General features: G+C 44.6%; 17 protein-coding genes. All 17 read right to left on the reverse strand.

All coding sequences use genetic code 11. The features are described 5' to 3' along the window. Positions 1-7: 7 nt before the first annotated feature. The 17 genes from AC4G47_RS19295 to AC4G47_RS19375 all read right to left on the reverse strand — a co-directional run bounded on the left by AC4G47_RS19295 (position 8) and on the right by AC4G47_RS19375 (position 14,457). Positions 8-895: a MinD/ParA family protein gene (locus AC4G47_RS19295; protein ID WP_458126388.1), complete on the reverse strand. Its 888-nt coding sequence runs from the start codon at positions 893-895 to the stop codon at positions 8-10. Next, positions 892-2,244, reverse strand: a complete 1,353-nt coding sequence (flhF, locus tag AC4G47_RS19300; RefSeq protein ID WP_491102247.1) for a flagellar biosynthesis GTPase FlhF — start codon at positions 2,242-2,244, stop codon at positions 892-894. The genes AC4G47_RS19295 and flhF overlap by 4 nt, the downstream gene beginning before the upstream one ends. After that, entirely contained in the window at positions 2,241-4,274 is a 2,034-nt protein-coding gene (gene flhA, locus AC4G47_RS19305; RefSeq protein ID WP_458126386.1) for a flagellar biosynthesis protein FlhA, read from the reverse strand. The genes flhF and flhA overlap by 4 nt, the downstream gene beginning before the upstream one ends. A gap of 25 nt (positions 4,275-4,299) precedes the next feature. Then, complete coding sequence (gene flhB / locus AC4G47_RS19310; protein WP_491102248.1) at positions 4,300-5,382, reverse strand: flagellar biosynthesis protein FlhB; 1,083 nt, start codon at positions 5,380-5,382, stop codon at positions 4,300-4,302. Positions 5,383-5,405: 23 nt separating this feature from the next. After that, positions 5,406-6,194: a flagellar biosynthetic protein FliR gene (fliR, locus tag AC4G47_RS19315; protein ID WP_491102249.1), complete on the reverse strand. Its 789-nt coding sequence runs from the start codon at positions 6,192-6,194 to the stop codon at positions 5,406-5,408. A 10-nt stretch (positions 6,195-6,204) separates the two neighbouring features. Then, positions 6,205-6,474 (reverse strand): flagellar biosynthesis protein FliQ, encoded by a 270-nt coding sequence (fliQ, locus tag AC4G47_RS19320; RefSeq protein WP_076330675.1) that lies wholly within the window; start codon positions 6,472-6,474, stop codon positions 6,205-6,207. A 25-nt stretch (positions 6,475-6,499) separates the two neighbouring features. Beyond that, entirely contained in the window at positions 6,500-7,255 is a 756-nt protein-coding gene (fliP, locus tag AC4G47_RS19325; RefSeq protein ID WP_491102250.1) for a flagellar type III secretion system pore protein FliP, read from the reverse strand. Further along, on the reverse strand, positions 7,252-7,788 hold the full coding sequence (locus tag AC4G47_RS19330) for a flagellar biosynthetic protein FliO (RefSeq protein WP_491106744.1): 537 nt from the start codon (positions 7,786-7,788) through the stop codon (positions 7,252-7,254). The genes fliP and AC4G47_RS19330 overlap by 4 nt, the downstream gene beginning before the upstream one ends. Before the next feature lie 11 nt (positions 7,789-7,799). Beyond that, positions 7,800-8,165 carry a response regulator gene (locus AC4G47_RS19335; protein WP_017689175.1) on the reverse strand — a complete coding sequence of 122 codons (366 nt, stop codon included), beginning with the start codon at positions 8,163-8,165 and terminating at the stop codon, positions 7,800-7,802. Positions 8,166-8,193: 28 nt separating this feature from the next. Further along, positions 8,194-9,441 carry a flagellar motor switch phosphatase FliY gene (fliY, locus tag AC4G47_RS19340; RefSeq protein WP_491102251.1) on the reverse strand — a complete coding sequence of 416 codons (1,248 nt, stop codon included), beginning with the start codon at positions 9,439-9,441 and terminating at the stop codon, positions 8,194-8,196. Continuing rightward, entirely contained in the window at positions 9,431-10,429 is a 999-nt protein-coding gene (gene fliM / locus AC4G47_RS19345; protein WP_145318898.1) for a flagellar motor switch protein FliM, read from the reverse strand. The genes fliY and fliM overlap by 11 nt, the downstream gene beginning before the upstream one ends. A 39-nt stretch (positions 10,430-10,468) precedes the next feature. Continuing rightward, complete coding sequence (locus AC4G47_RS19350) at positions 10,469-10,927, reverse strand: flagellar basal body-associated FliL family protein (RefSeq protein ID WP_491102252.1); 459 nt, start codon at positions 10,925-10,927, stop codon at positions 10,469-10,471. Continuing rightward, positions 10,927-11,148, reverse strand: a complete 222-nt coding sequence (locus tag AC4G47_RS19355; protein ID WP_024630220.1) for a flagellar FlbD family protein — start codon at positions 11,146-11,148, stop codon at positions 10,927-10,929. Before AC4G47_RS19355 ends, AC4G47_RS19350 begins: the two co-directional genes overlap by 1 nt. A 66-nt stretch (positions 11,149-11,214) precedes the next feature. After that, positions 11,215-12,030, reverse strand: a complete 816-nt coding sequence (gene flgG, locus AC4G47_RS19360) for a flagellar basal body rod protein FlgG (RefSeq protein ID WP_458126380.1) — start codon at positions 12,028-12,030, stop codon at positions 11,215-11,217. Positions 12,031-12,111: 81 nt separating this feature from the next. After that, positions 12,112-12,441 carry a TIGR02530 family flagellar biosynthesis protein gene (locus AC4G47_RS19365; protein WP_440131260.1) on the reverse strand — a complete coding sequence of 110 codons (330 nt, stop codon included), beginning with the start codon at positions 12,439-12,441 and terminating at the stop codon, positions 12,112-12,114. A gap of 50 nt (positions 12,442-12,491) precedes the next feature. Next, positions 12,492-13,049: a flagellar hook capping FlgD N-terminal domain-containing protein gene (locus AC4G47_RS19370; protein ID WP_491102253.1), complete on the reverse strand. Its 558-nt coding sequence runs from the start codon at positions 13,047-13,049 to the stop codon at positions 12,492-12,494. 19 nt (positions 13,050-13,068) lie between these two features. Then, positions 13,069-14,457, reverse strand: coding sequence for a flagellar hook-length control protein FliK (locus AC4G47_RS19375; protein ID WP_491102254.1), 1,389 nt, complete (start codon positions 14,455-14,457; stop codon positions 13,069-13,071). Positions 14,458-14,473: the final 16 nt, after the last annotated feature.

Raw genomic sequence — 14,473 nt, forward strand, 5'->3', positions numbered from 1 at the left:
TCAGAAATCATGTTGTCCGCTTAAGCCACTTTTTCATAAATCCCCTGATTCCTGTCAAGGTTCCGGATTCCGAAGTTGCAGGTACAGCCAAATAACGGAGAGCAAGTTTCTCTATATCTTTGGAGGCTCTGCTATTTGGATAAGCCAGGCTATAGGGCATTTGTCTTTTAACTGCCTTAACTACCTGAGCGTCTTCTGATATATACCCAAGTAGCGGAATATCCGTCTGCAAAAACCGCCTTGCCACTCCTGCTATTTTATCTGCCACCCGTTCCGCTTCCCGTTCGTCTTCAACCCGGTTAACGATCATCCTAAAGGGTGTAGCATTTTCCTGGCCGTGCATAACTTTGACTAAAGCATAAGCATCGGTTATTGAAGTCGGTTCAGGTGTGGTTATAATCAGGCATTCATCGGCAGCACCGATAAATCTCATGTTCTCTCTGGAAAGCCCTGCCCCGGTGTCAAAGATCACATAATCCATTTCCTGAGCGATATCTTCCACTTGACTGGCGAAGAACTCCAGATCACGATCAGACAACGAGAACAACTCTTTCATGCCCGACCCTCCAGCAATGTAAGGCAAGCCGCTAGCACCCAGTTGTATGATCTCCCTTATGGACTTTTGTCGGTATAACAGGTGGTACAGATTATAGGATGAGGACGTACCCATAAGAACATCGATGTTAGCCATTCCAATATCGGCATCAAACACAAGCACTTTTTGCCCCAAAGCCTGTAATGCCAATGCAAAGTTCAGTGTAAAATTGGATTTCCCAACACCTCCCTTACCACTCGCCACAGTGATGATTTTGGAGGACCGAATATCTCGGTCAATGCCTTCCATTTCCAGTGGCGCGGAGACCATACTTCGAAGTGAGGCTGCCTGATCCTTCATTGTATCCATTCTCCCAGCAACTGTTTAGACAATGAACCTGCTTCCGGTTTTAACAAATCGTCTGGAACATTTTGTCCATTTGCCACATATGCAAGCTTGAGCGGAAAACGATGCAACAGGTTAAATAGCGGACCACAGCTTCCGGTCTCATCCATTTTGGTGAAAATCACCTTGTCCAGGCCATATTTACTGAAATGTTCTGTGATCTGAACCATATCAGCACTTTTGGAAGTCATACTCATGACCAGAAAAGTTTCACTATTCTCCACAGGAGCAAGCAAACTTTGCAGTTCCGAGACAAGTAGTTCATTTCTGTAATTTCTACCTGCAGTATCCATAAAGATTAAGTCACAATTCTCTAATCGAGAAATTGCACGCTGTGTATCACCGGGCGATTGTACCACTTCAAGTGGTACATTCAGAATGGATGCATACGTTCTAAGCTGTTCTACTGCCGAGATCCGATACGTATCTGATGTAATAAATCCAACTTTACGCTGTTTTTTGAACATCTGTTCAGCAGCCAATTTCGCAATTGTCGTGGTTTTTCCTACACCGGTTGGTCCAGCTACGTAGACGATTCGAGTGGTAGGAAGAATGCCTTCTTCGATACGTTGTTCCAAAAAGTGCATGACCTCAAGCTTTACCGCTTGTTCTGCTTCCTGTTCATTCAATCCATCCTCAGACAATTTTGCTTGGATCGAATCGAACCAGGCTTCCCACACTTCAGGCCAAACATCTTGTTCTGTCAAACGTTCTCTGATTGCGTGCAATGCTTCAGGCACAGGGTCCGTAGAAATACCTTGCTTCGAAAGCTTGGTCACCATCTGTTTAAGATCCTGCAATTCAGTCATTAACTTATCCTGCTGCAGATCTGAGCCCGTTTGCTTCGTGGCAGTTGTTGAACCCGAAAAATCCGCCCCTTGCGGTCGCGGTTTATGATCAGTGCTCGAAGAACCTGAGCCGCCGTCTATGTTTGAACCGATATTGCTCGATTCAAACATAGACGACGCAGCCGCAGATTTTTCCTGAGCATTCTGATCAGCTGTATTCGTTGTAGCCGACTCATCAGAAGCCGCAACAAACGAACGAGCTGTTTGCCGATAGGCCTCAGGTACAAATGCACGAGGTACAGGTGTAAATTGATTTTGCACTGGCTTCGTCGTTTGCTTGTTTTCTTCTTTATCCACTGCAGCTACAACTTCGATCCGTTTTTTGCGGAACATTCCCATCACACCGCCCACCTTAATCTCTTTGGTGGACAGAATGACGGCATCACTTCCCAGGTCTTTGCGAATTTGAAGCATAGCTTCGGGCATGGTCTCAACAACGTATTGTTTTACTCTCATAAGTTCACCACCCCGATACTTTGAATTTCAACATTCGGCTCCAACTCGCTGTAGGAAAGTACAGGAATATCCTGCATTGTACGTTCAATAACCTGACGCAGATACATCCGAATGGTTGGAGAAGTTAATACAACAGGTTGCTGACCCGATTGAATCAAACGGTTCACTTGTTCACTTAGCTTCTGATACACACTCTGTGTTGATACAGGGTCTAGCGCAAGATAGCTGCCTTGATCCGTTTGTTGCACACTTTCAGCAATTTTTTTCTCAAGACCAGGTCCAACCGTGATCACGCGAAGTGTCTCACCTTTTTGTGAGAACTGCTGAGTAATCTGACGTGAGAGGGATTGTCTGACATATTCAGTAAGCACGTCAGGGTCCTTTGTATACGTTCCATAGTCAGCCAGTGTCTCAAAGATGGTTACCATGTCGCGGATGGATACTTTCTCACGCAATAATTTCGCGAGCACTTTCTGCACATCACCAATGGAGAGAAGAGAAGGAATAAGTTCATCCACCAGCGCAGAATAGTTTTCTCTGAGATTATCCACAAGCGCTTTGGTCTCTTGTCTTCCAAGTAACTCATGCGCATGCTTCTTAATCAGCTCTGTCAGATGTGTAGCCACAACGGAAGGCGGATCTACGACTGTGTACCCTGCAAGTTCCGCTCTGTCCTTAGTTACTTCATCAATCCACAGTGCCGGAAGACCAAACGCTGGCTCTGTTGTTTCAATCCCCGTCACAGACTCCTCTTCATAACCAGGACTCATGGCAAGGTAATGATTCAACAACAGTTCTCCGCCGCCTACCACATTGCCCTTGATTTTAATAACATACTCATTGGGTCTGAGCTGGATGTTATCCCGAATCCGAATCACCGGAACGACCAAGCCCAGTTCAAGAGCACACTGTCTACGAATCATAATGATCCGATCCAATAAGTCCCCACCCTGCTGGTTATCAGCAAGCGGGATCAAACCATAACCAAATTCAAACTCAATAGGGTCAACCTGAAGCAGGTTAATTACACTTTCAGGACTTCTGACCTCTTCAATCTGCTGTTCTTCTTCCAACTGTTCTTCCGCTTCCTGTTTCAAGTTCAGATTATTCTGCATTCGCCAAGCGGCAAATGCCAAGACGCCTGCCAACGGAAGCGTAGTAGTAACATGAATTGGTGTAAAGAAACCCAGCATGGCAATAACGAAAGCTACAATGTAAATGAGGATCGGGTATGTAAACAATTGCCCCGTAATATCATCTGCCAAGTTTCCTTCTGATGACGCTCTGGTGACGATAAGTCCTGCTGCTGTGGAAATAAGGAGAGCAGGAATTTGGCTTACCAATCCATCTCCAATGGTTAATACAGAGTAAGTTGACATTGCATCTGTAAAAGCCATCCCATGCACAGTCATACCGATAATAAATCCACCAATGAGATTGATTAAGAGAATGATGATACTCGCAATTGCATCGCCTTTGACAAATTTACTTGCTCCGTCCATTGCTCCATAGAAATCGGCCTCGCGTTCTATTTTGGAACGACGCTCACGAGCTTGTTGCTCGTTGATCAGACCCGCATTCAGATCGGCATCAATACTCATTTGTTTACCTGGCATCGCATCGAGGGTGAATCGGGCAGCAACTTCAGCTACACGCTCCGAACCCTTGGTAATAACGATAAACTGAACAACAACGAGGATCAAAAACACGATAAATCCAATCGCAATTTGCCCTCCGGCAATCCAGCTACCAAAGGTAGCAACGACGGCTCCGGCATCGCCTTCACCAAGGATTAGCTTGGTTGTTGAAATGTTCAATGCCAGTCGGAACAGTGTGGTGATCAGCAGCAAAGCAGGAAAAATAGAAAACTGCAATGCTTCTTTGCTGTTCATGGCAACAAGGAGTATCATCAGTGCAATTGATATATTGACGACCAGCAACAAGTCCAACAGCCAGGGCGGGATCGGGAGAATCATCATTAACACAATGCCAATGATACCCGCAAGGACAGCTATATCTTTAATTTTCAATGAATGTACGGCCTCCGATCCCCTTTTATTTCGTTCTACCCTTTAGTTTATATACATAAGCCAGCACTTCAGCTACCGCTTGAAACAAATCGGCCGGTATGGCGTCACCAATCTCGGCTCTCTGGAACAATGCCCGTGCCAGCGGCTTGTTTTCCATCGTAATAACCCCGTGCTCTTTGGCAATTTCCTTAATACGCAAGGCGACATAGTCCTGACCTTTGGCAATAATCTGAGGAGCCTCCATCTCGGAACCTTCATACTTTAGCGCAACGGCAAAGTGGGTCGGGTTCGTGATGATTACATCCGCATTCGGTACTTCCTGCATCATACGCTGCATAGCCATACGACGCTGACGTTCCCGAATTTTACCTTTGATCAGCGGATCACCTTCCATTTTCTTGTACTCGTCCTTGATGTCTTGCTTGGACATGCGGATTTTTTTCTCATGATCGTACTTCTGGTACATGTAATCAAATATAGCAAGTATCATCAGTGCAACAGCAATCTTGACCCCCAGACTCAAAGTAATTGAAGCAGCAAAATGTAAGATAGCATCCAATGAAAAATGAGAAAGTGAAGCAATATCGGATTGATAACTTACAATTGTGCTGTATACAAGGTAGCCAATGATTGACATTTTGAGAACGGATTTCGCAAATTCAACCAATGAACGAAGAGAAAAAATATTTTTAAACCCTTTAATCGGATCCAACTTCTCGAGTTTCGGCTTCAAGCCTTCACCCACAAGTAGAAAACCAACCTGCATATAGTTGACAATTAATGCAACTAAGACTGCTCCTAACAAAATAGGAGCGAGCAACAACATCACTTCAATGCCATAGCGCATCAATAGTGTCATTACATTTTCACCGTTGATGTCCATGCTCAGGCGATTGATGAAAATATCTGTAAAAAGTCTAACTGTACGTACCTTGTAGAAATCACTGAAAACCATCATGATCAAGAATGAGAACAGGAGAATTGAAGCACCCGATAACTCCATGCTTTTGACAACCTGTCCCTTTTTACGTGTATCCTGTCTCTTTTTCGGGGTAGCTTTCTCCGTCTTCTCCCCTGCAAACAACTGGAGGTCGAGTTGAAGTTTCATCCGAATCTTATCCTCCGTTTCACTCACCCCGGCCTTTGTCCAATGGTTCCAAGTAATTTTTCCATCGATCTAAATATCGCTTCGAACAATTGACTAAATACAAAGGAGAAACTGGGAACCAGCAAAAGCAAAATAGCAAGACCAACGAGTAACTTAAGCGGTAATCCGACAGCAAATACATTAAATTGAGGAGCTGTTTTGGCCAAAAAACCCAAACCCACATCCGTCAAAAACAACGCAACTACAATCGGAGCCGACATCTGGAAAGCTAACATAAAGGATTGCCCTAATGTCAGAACCAAAAATTCAGCAATACTTCCGTCTGCCAACCGCAGGAAAAATACATTCGATAACGGGACCCACCGGTAACTGTAGACTATCGCGTCCAGCAAATAATGGTGTCCGTTCATCGTTAGAAACAGCAGCATAGCAAATGCATACTTTAAGTTACCCGTAAGTGGCGCTGAAGCTCCTGTCATCGGATCAAATACATTGGCCATACCAAAACCAATCTGAAGATCGATAAAAGTCCCTGCAGTCTGTACAGCCGTCATCAATAGATAAGCCACAAAACCTAAGATCAAACCAATTAGAATCTCTCTGATGATCAGCAAAACATAACTCAGGTCTGTCGGTACGGTCTGGTCTATTCCATAAATCAGATAGACAGATAATGTTACAAATGCAGAGATACCAATCTTAACTGAAGTCGGCACATTTCGAGCTGAGAAAACCGGTGCGGTTACAAAAAATGATGTAATTCGACAAAACATAAGCAGAGCGACAGGGAAACTTTGCAACAATGTCTCCATCTGCTAAAGCCTACCCTATGTATCTGTATAGATTATCGAGGATGTTGTACGTAAAATCGACTAATATATTCAAGATCCAAGGTCCAAACAAAAGTACTGCCAGAAGTACGGCAACAATCTTGGGCACAAAAGCTAATGTTTGTTCCTGAATTTGAGTTGTCGCTTGAAAAATACTGATTGCAAGTCCTACAACCAGAGCTAGTATAAGCATAGGTGCACTGGCCAGCAATGAAGTGTATACCGCTTTCCCGGCCAGACCGATAATAAATTCCGAAGTCATGACCGTCCTCCTTTAACATTTCGGCTCAAGTGTTAAAACTCAGCAACAGTGACTTGACTACCAGATACCACCCGTCCACAAGGACAAAAAGTAGTATTTTGAAAGGTAATGAGATCATGACCGGCGGAAGCATCATCATCCCCATTGCCATGAGTGTACTCGCGACAACAATATCTATTACCAGAAACGGAATGAAAATCATAAACCCCATCTGGAATGCTGTCTTCAACTCACTGATTACATATGCCGGTACCATAACTGTAATTGGAATATCCTGATAGGTTTCGGGCTGTTCAGTCTGATTGTACTTCATAAACAGCAACAGATCTTTTTCTCTTGTGTGAGAAAACATAAATTTCTTTATGGGATCCGCTGCTTTTTCAAGTGCTTCGGTTTGGTTAATGTCTCCCTGAAGATAAGGCTGGAGTGCTACCTGATTAATGGAAGACAACGTTGGTGACATGATGAAAAGTGTCATAAAAAGTGCCAAACCGACAAGCACCTGATTGGGTGGCATTTGCTGTGTACCCAAAGAGGTACGTACAAAACCTAGAACAATCACAATCCGAGTAAAACTGGTCATCAGCACCAGCATTGCTGGTGCAATACTAAGCACCGTGATCAACAGGATAATGGACAGTGAACTCGTGCTTGGTGTTCCCCCATCACCGTTTCCGATTTGAATATCGATATTCGGAATGGGCTCGGCAAAAGCAACCGTGACCGATGCCAGACTGATAAGTCCCATCAAACAACAAGCTAACCAAATCTTTTTCTTCATGAATCCCTCGACCGATCTGTAGTATTGTCTTTATCCAGGAGCTTCTCCATCTTCTCTTTGCGGTTAGGCATCTGCCGAAGTTTGGATTCAAACATTTCGTGAAAAGAAGTTGTGTCCTCCAGTTCCATTTCCCGCGGCGGTTCATCTTTACGGAAGCGTTTTGCGAGCTTGGTAATGAGAGGCGAGAGATTCCCTTGTTGAGCAGCAGCATCTCGTTCGAATGATTCAATGATTCTTTGCGCCTCTTCCAGATCGGAAACTTTATCCACCAACTGGATGTCTTCACCTACACCAAGCAGATATACACTTCCACCAATTTCGATAATTTGCAGCGACTTGTTTTGTCCCAGTCCGACCCCGCCCAGAGTACGAATCGTGCCGTGACGGGACCACTGCTGATTCCGTTTGTTTAAAAACCGGATCAGATAGACAATAAGGGCCAGGATGACGGCCAGGACAACAATCACCCATATAAGCTGTAAATAATAATTGGCTCCTACGCCAGTTCCTCCTGGAATATCACCCTGAGCCATCATCATGTCTCTTAAACGCCCAGTGTCTTGCTAATTGCTTCGATAACCCGGTCAGATTGGAAAGGTTTAACGATAAAGTCTTTGGCACCCGCTTGAATGGCGTCGATTACCATCGCTTGTTGACCCATCGCAGAGCACATAATCACTTTTGCGTTAGCATCAATCTTCTTGATCTCTTTCAAAGCTGCAATGCCATCCATCTCAGGCATAGTAATATCCATTGTGATCAGATCCGGACGAAGCTCTTTAAATTTCTCAATTGCTTGTGAGCCATCCTGTGCCTCACCAACAACCTCATATCCATTTTTGGACAAAATGTCCCGGATCATCATTCTCATAAATGCAGCGTCGTCTACGACTAAAATTCGGTTTGCCATCTTGATTCAAGTCCTCCCTAAATTGTGCTTATTGTAATTTCTGAATTCGGTCCCATTGGCTAACGATATCTATGACACGAACACCAAAGTTTTCGTCAATAACGACAACTTCTCCCTTGGCAATCAGTTTGTTATTCACCAAAATATCGACAGGTTCACCGGCCAACTTATCCAGTTCGACAATTGATCCCTGTGACAGTTCCAATATATCTTTAATTTGCTTCTGGGTCCTTCCTAATTCTACGGTGACTTTAAGGGGAATGTCCATCAATAAATTCAAATTGTTTTCGTCTACCTGACCATACGCTCCATTTTGCAAATTAGCGAATTGAACGGGCTGTACGTTAACATTCCTATTTGGCATTCCACCGTAATGTTGAGGTGTACCATAAGGTTGCTGCGGCGGCATGCCTTGCGGCATACCCATTGGAGCCTGTCCATATCCGTTGTGTTCCTGAGCAGGCTGTTGTGGAGCCTGTGGAACCTGTTGCTGAACGGGTGGTTGCTCCGCAACCGGTGGTGGCGTTGCTGGTATTACAGCTGGTGCGGGTTCAGGTGTTGATGCCACTGGTACGCTGGCAGTTGACTCCTGAGCACCTCCAATCAGCATATCAACCATGTTTTTGGCAAAATGCACGGGAAGCAACTGCATCAGATTGGAATCAATCAGGTCTCCGATTAACAAACGGAATGAAACTTGAATCAGGGTCTCATCTTCTGGAAGATTACTTACACCCTCGCCACTCTCCAAATTAAGAATATCGATTCCCGGAGGGGAGATATTCACAAAACGATTGAAGATCGTGGACATGGAAGTAGCGGAGGAACCCATCATCTGGTTCATCGCTTCCTGTACGGCACTAATATGGATTTCATTCAGTTCTTCATCAACCGGATTTCCTTCCCCACCCAACATCAGATCAGCGATGACTTGAGCATCTCTCTTCTTGATGACCAACGAGTTAATGCCTTCGAATCCATCCACGTAATTCACATGAACGGCAACATGCGGCTTGGGAAACGCTTCTTCAAACTGCGTTCGACTAATGATGGAAACCTTAGGTGTTGTAATATCTACTTTTAGGCCCAATAGCGTGGATAAAGCTGTTGCCGCGCTACCAAATGTAATGTTACCGATCTCCCCCAAGGCATCCTGTTCCAGCTCAGTCAAATAATCATCAACTGTTTTCTCTGCTGGCTCTGAACTGTTCATCGATTCCGATTGCCTGAGCAAAGCATCGATTTCTTCCTGGGATAAATAATCCTTACTCGTCAAATTCTTCAACTCCTTCGGTGACAATCTCGTCTATTTGCACAGCCACACGGTCCTTGATTGTTCCCGGACTGCCCATGTACTTCAGTTTGTCACCCACTTTAATGGAAAGCCCCTCATCAACTGGTTTGTTCAATGTAATGACATCACCAACAGACAGACCCAAAAATTCGGCAATTGAAATTCTGGATTCTCCCAATTCCGCTACGACGGGTAATTTGGCTTTGTTCACACGCTCTCGTAGAGCTTCATATTCTTCTGGAGCTCTCGTTTTCTTCTCCGAAACAAACCACTGATGAGTTGACAACCGTGACATAATAGGTTCAAGAACGACATGCGGTATACATAGATTGATCATGCCTGTCGTGTCACCAATTTTGGTACTGAGCGAGATCAGAGCAATGGTCTCATTGGGAGATACAATCTGCATAAATTGCGGATTCGTCTCCAGCGCTTCCATCCTCGGGGAAATATCCAGCACGGTCTTCCATGCTTCCTGCAAACTTTCAAATGCACGGCTGAATATCCGCTCCATGATGGTCGTCTCAATCTCCGTCATCGATGCGATCTTGGTCGGAGCACTTCCTGTTCCACCAAGCAGGCGATCCAACATCGCATATCCCACATTGGGATGGACTTCCATCACCATTCGCCCCTGTAGTGGCTCCGCTTCAAAAATGTTCAATATCGTCATCTTAGGAATAGAACGGATAAACTCATCATAAGGCAACTGTTCGACCTGAACGACATTGATTTGAACGAACGTCCGCAGTTGGGCTGAAAAATAAGTGGTGAGAAAGCGTGCAAAGTTTTCGTGAATACGAGTCAAGCTTCGAATATGGTCTTTGGAAAAACGCACTGCCCGCTTAAAATCGTACGATCTAATTTTCTTTTGAGTTTCTTCCTTCTTCAATTCTTCGGCGTCCATTTCACCAGAAGAAAGGGCTGCTAATAGGGCATCAATCTCATTTTGTGATAATACATCCACCATGTTCTCACCCCCTTACAGGTCTACAGCGTGTTCTGTTCATTACATTGGCGCCATAACAAAAGCTGAAAAACTAGTGCTGCTCAACTTGCCTTCAGGTAAAGCTTCATTAATAAGTCCGGTCAATCTCTCATTAAATTGTACTCGGCCTTTCGCTGTAGCCAGTTCCTCAGACTTGGTATCCGCAAACGTCTGAATGATAATAGGCTTCACCGTAATTTCTTTGATTTTCTCAAAATCTTCCTTGGCTTTTACGTCAGACAACTTGAATGAGAAACTGACGACTACAACATGATCTGTATCAGCCAAATTGGTTTTAATTTCTCCAAGCTCTGAGGAAACTTCTACAATCTCATCCGCAGTCATCTTCTTGGATTCAGAAGCTGCAGCAGTATGTGTGTCATTCTTCGCATTCTGTCCTTGCATAAATACAAACACAACCACCACAATGAGTGTTATTGCAAGCAACATTGTTGCAAGCCAGGGCATCATCTTTTTCATCAGGATTCCTCCGTTTGCTGCACTTTGATAGTGGCTGCCTGAACCCCGATTTCACGGTTGTAATCTTTAATTTTGGAAATAACTTCATCGGCTTTCTCAAGCACAATCAGTCTCTTTCCAGTTACCAGAGTAATATACGTGTCCGGTGTCTCTTCGACAATTTCAACCATCAGCGCATTTAACCACATGGGAGAACCATTTAACCGCGTAACCGAAATCATGCTAAGCCCCCTCGATCAGTGTGGGAGGAGCAAGCTCCCCCACGTTTTTAATTCACTAATCAGCTATTAACGTTTCAGGTTAACAACTTCCTGAAGCACTTCATCCGACGTTGTAATGATCCGGGAGTTTGCCTGGAATCCACGTTGAGCTACGATCATCTCTGTAAATTCACTAGTCAGATCCACGTTTGACATCTCGAGCTGTCCAGCAATGACGGCACCTGTTCCAAACTCAGTACTATTAGCAGTTACAATATCGAATGCGCCCTCTGCGTTAGCATTGGCTGTTATGCGATACAAGTTACCGCCGATTTTTTCGAGACCCTCAGGGTTTGTTACCTTACCTATACCCAATTGAGCACCAGCTTCAGTTGTTCCGTCATCCATCGTCTGATTGATGAAGCCATCCTGTCCGATTGTAAATGATACGACAGCTTCATCAAGTGTGATAGGTTCCCCACCACCATCAACAACGAACAAACCATCCGAAGTAACCAGGTTACGGTTAGCATCAACATGAAAATCTCCTGCACGAGTCAAAAAGGGGACTTCCTGCTCACCACCAAGTGTTACGAGGAAAAATCCATCACCATTAAGACGCAGATCGGTCGGATTATTAGTCGTCATTGGACTACCCGCTAAATGCAAGGTATCGATCGAACCTACAGAAACACCCAGTCCGATCTGCTTCGCATTCACACCACCGTTTTCATCTCCAGGGGCAGTAACACCTGCAGTTGTTTGGCTCATAATATCTTTGAACATAACCCGACTGCCTTTGAAGCCAACCGTGTTTACGTTCGCAATATTGTTACCAATTACATCGAGTTTGGTTTGAAAACCCCGCATCCCGGAAACGCCTGAGTACATTGATTTCAACATTTTTAAAAATCCTCCCAGTCTTCATTTGGTTACCGCATCAGTCGGTCAACGGCATTCCGGCTCCCGAGAAGGGCCAACCGGTCAAGAAATGATTACGGCACTATCAATCTGAGTGAACACATTATCCTTCATGCTTTCACTATCCATAGCTGTAACCACTGTACGATTTTTGACATTGACGATAAAAGCCATATCCTGCATCAAAATCAGAGATTCTTTGGCTCCTTTGGCAGCAGCTTTGTCCAAAGCAGAACCAATCTGCTCCATTTGCTCGGTTTTGAGTTCAATACCACGCTGTTCCAGTCGTTTGGCAGCATGATTGCTCAATTTTAGAAGATTATCTTCCAGCACCTTTGCAAAAGGTTTTTCCGGTGCAGCTGAGGCTTCTCCCGTTTTGGGTCTTTGAAGCATATTTGGCGTAATCGAGCCTGCATATAATTGTCCAACCGTTATGCGATCACTCATACCGTTTTCCCGCTAGCTTCCGTATCACCCGTTTCAGCGGATGATTCAGCTTCCTGGCTCTCGTTCGATTCAGGGGTTACATCCTGAACGTTCGTTACAGGAGTTTGATTCTCTTCTGCCTGTTTTGGATAATTTACCTGAATAATCTCATCCAGCTTAATCTCGTCATTGCCCACTTTCGCGTATTGAACGCTATCTCTTACAATGATGGAATCCACAATACCCTGACGAAGAGTTCCGTTGTCCTCTTTATTAGAAGAAAGCCAGCTTACCTCCATGCCAATCATGCCAGATACAGCACCAAGTGACTGATTCAACGTTTTAAGTTGTGTAGAAATATTGACCAGTTGTTCCACTGAGCTGAACTGTGCCATCTGGGCGATAAATTCTTTATCCTCCATCGGCTGCATCGGATCTTGGTTCTGCAGTTGGGTAATCAGGATTTTTAGAAACTGATCTTTGCCTAATTCTTTTGTTGCAGCACTTGTTGTAGCTTTATTAGCAGCGGAATAGTTCGGCCAAGTATTATTCGTTGAAACAATTTCAGTAGCCATTTGCTCACCTCATTTCTGTTTAAGCCTCTGCACTAAATGTATCTCTCTGTAATTCGTTTCCTTCTATTTGCTCGCTACGCCAATTACGCAATTCTTCCTGAATGCCTGCGGTAGCTATAGCATCATCCGATTGTTCCTCACGTTCACGTGAACGACGCTGTTGCTGAGAGTTACTTCCCGATTGACGGCCTCCATCTTGATACATCTGTGATCCGATTGAACTGTTCTGCGTAACCTCAAGTCGTTCCACTTGAATCCCCTGAGCTTGAAGTGAAGAACGCAGCTGCATCATTTGTTGTTCAAGCATGTCTTTGGCCATCGTATGCTCTGTCATAAACCGTGCAACCAATTGCCCGTTCTGCAAGGTGATTTGTACATCCAATTTACCTAAATGCTCCGGACGAAGTGAGATGGTTGCCTCGGAAAAACCTTTTTGTTGTACAATATCCAGCTTGCTAACAACAAACTGTGTCATTTCTTTGGCAAATTGTGATGTTTGCATTACAGGTTCAGCCGGTTTTCCTGCTGTCGTACCTGATGTACGCAAAGACAGTTCCCCCGCCGTAATGATGGTTGAGTGATCCAGTTCTCCACCTGCGTTTGAAGCAGATGTGGTATCTGTATCGCCTTTTACCTGAATTCCAGCATTTGTAGCTGCTGCAACAAGAACTTGAGGTGCGACCAAATCCTGTTTGGACGATTGAAGTGAAGTAGTTGGAGCGACTTGTACAGCCTGATCCTTAACAACAGTCAATGTATCCAGTATGGATTTCAGTTCAGTCCATCCCTTGTTACTCGTGGTATCCATTCCAGCCTCTTGAAGTTGCGTCTGTAGAGATTGCAGCAAATGCTTGAATTCGGGAGCGTTCTTCGCAACAGTACTTTCTGGTTCATTCATCGCAGCTACTAACTGTGTAAGCATATCTTGCAAAACAAAGCGTACTGCTGCCGGATGCTGCGACAGTTCAATCGCAGGTACTACACTTGCGCTTCCCGCTCCATCCGAAGACTCGTCAGAACCTTCTGCCTTAGTGCCTGAAGTATCATTTAATTGTGCATACATCTGTTGAATCAGAGTCTGCAAACTTGCGAGTAAAGCTGGATCATTTTCCAACGCCTCGTCAAGTGAATCCAGGTCCGAAAACAATGAATTCAGAATGTCCGTGATGGAGGTCGCTTCTCCGTCTTCACTTGGAGCAAAGGAAAACACCAGCGGATTAGCAGTTAAACTTCCCGTAGCGCTTGAACTATCCCCTTCTGTGTTACCTCCAGATAATGATTGTGCAAGAGTTTGCAAAAATTCACCACTAGCTCCTGTAGCTGAACCTTTCGATTGCGCTCCAGTTGTCTGTCCTGTCCCTGTGGCCTTTGCAGTTGCTGTGGATGTCATTTGATATACGATCGACATTTATTTTCACCTCCTC

It is taken from the genome of Paenibacillus sp. Negev47 (assembly GCF_058313655.1).

What these genes read in the sequence shown, in the direction of transcription:
- AC4G47_RS19330 (WP_491106744.1), bottom strand. Translation starts at nt 7,788, where the DNA reads ATGGCTCAGGGTGATATTCCAGGAGGAACTGGCGTAGGAGCCAATTAT.
- AC4G47_RS19365 (WP_440131260.1), bottom strand. Translation starts at nt 12,441, where the DNA reads ATGCTTCAAAGACCCAAAACGGGAGAAGCCTCAGCTGCACCGGAAAAA.
- AC4G47_RS19350 (WP_491102252.1), bottom strand. Translation starts at nt 10,927, where the DNA reads ATGAAAAAGATGATGCCCTGGCTTGCAACAATGTTGCTTGCAATAACA.
- fliR (WP_491102249.1), bottom strand. Translation starts at nt 6,194, where the DNA reads ATGGAGACATTGTTGCAAAGTTTCCCTGTCGCTCTGCTTATGTTTTGT.
- fliQ (WP_076330675.1), bottom strand. Translation starts at nt 6,474, where the DNA reads ATGACTTCGGAATTTATTATCGGTCTGGCCGGGAAAGCGGTATACACT.
- AC4G47_RS19375 (WP_491102254.1), bottom strand. Translation starts at nt 14,457, where the DNA reads ATGTCGATCGTATATCAAATGACATCCACAGCAACTGCAAAGGCCACA.
- AC4G47_RS19335 (WP_017689175.1), bottom strand. Translation starts at nt 8,165, where the DNA reads ATGGCAAACCGAATTTTAGTCGTAGACGACGCTGCATTTATGAGAATG.
- fliM (WP_145318898.1), bottom strand. Translation starts at nt 10,429, where the DNA reads ATGGTGGATGTATTATCACAAAATGAGATTGATGCCCTATTAGCAGCC.
- AC4G47_RS19295 (WP_458126388.1), bottom strand. Translation starts at nt 895, where the DNA reads ATGAAGGATCAGGCAGCCTCACTTCGAAGTATGGTCTCCGCGCCACTG.
- fliP (WP_491102250.1), bottom strand. Translation starts at nt 7,255, where the DNA reads ATGAAGAAAAAGATTTGGTTAGCTTGTTGTTTGATGGGACTTATCAGT.
- flhB (WP_491102248.1), bottom strand. Translation starts at nt 5,382, where the DNA reads ATGAAACTTCAACTCGACCTCCAGTTGTTTGCAGGGGAGAAGACGGAG.
- AC4G47_RS19370 (WP_491102253.1), bottom strand. Translation starts at nt 13,049, where the DNA reads ATGGCTACTGAAATTGTTTCAACGAATAATACTTGGCCGAACTATTCC.
- flhF (WP_491102247.1), bottom strand. Translation starts at nt 2,244, where the DNA reads ATGAGAGTAAAACAATACGTTGTTGAGACCATGCCCGAAGCTATGCTT.
- flgG (WP_458126380.1), bottom strand. Translation starts at nt 12,030, where the DNA reads ATGTTGAAATCAATGTACTCAGGCGTTTCCGGGATGCGGGGTTTTCAA.
- AC4G47_RS19355 (WP_024630220.1), bottom strand. Translation starts at nt 11,148, where the DNA reads ATGATTTCGGTTACGCGGTTAAATGGTTCTCCCATGTGGTTAAATGCG.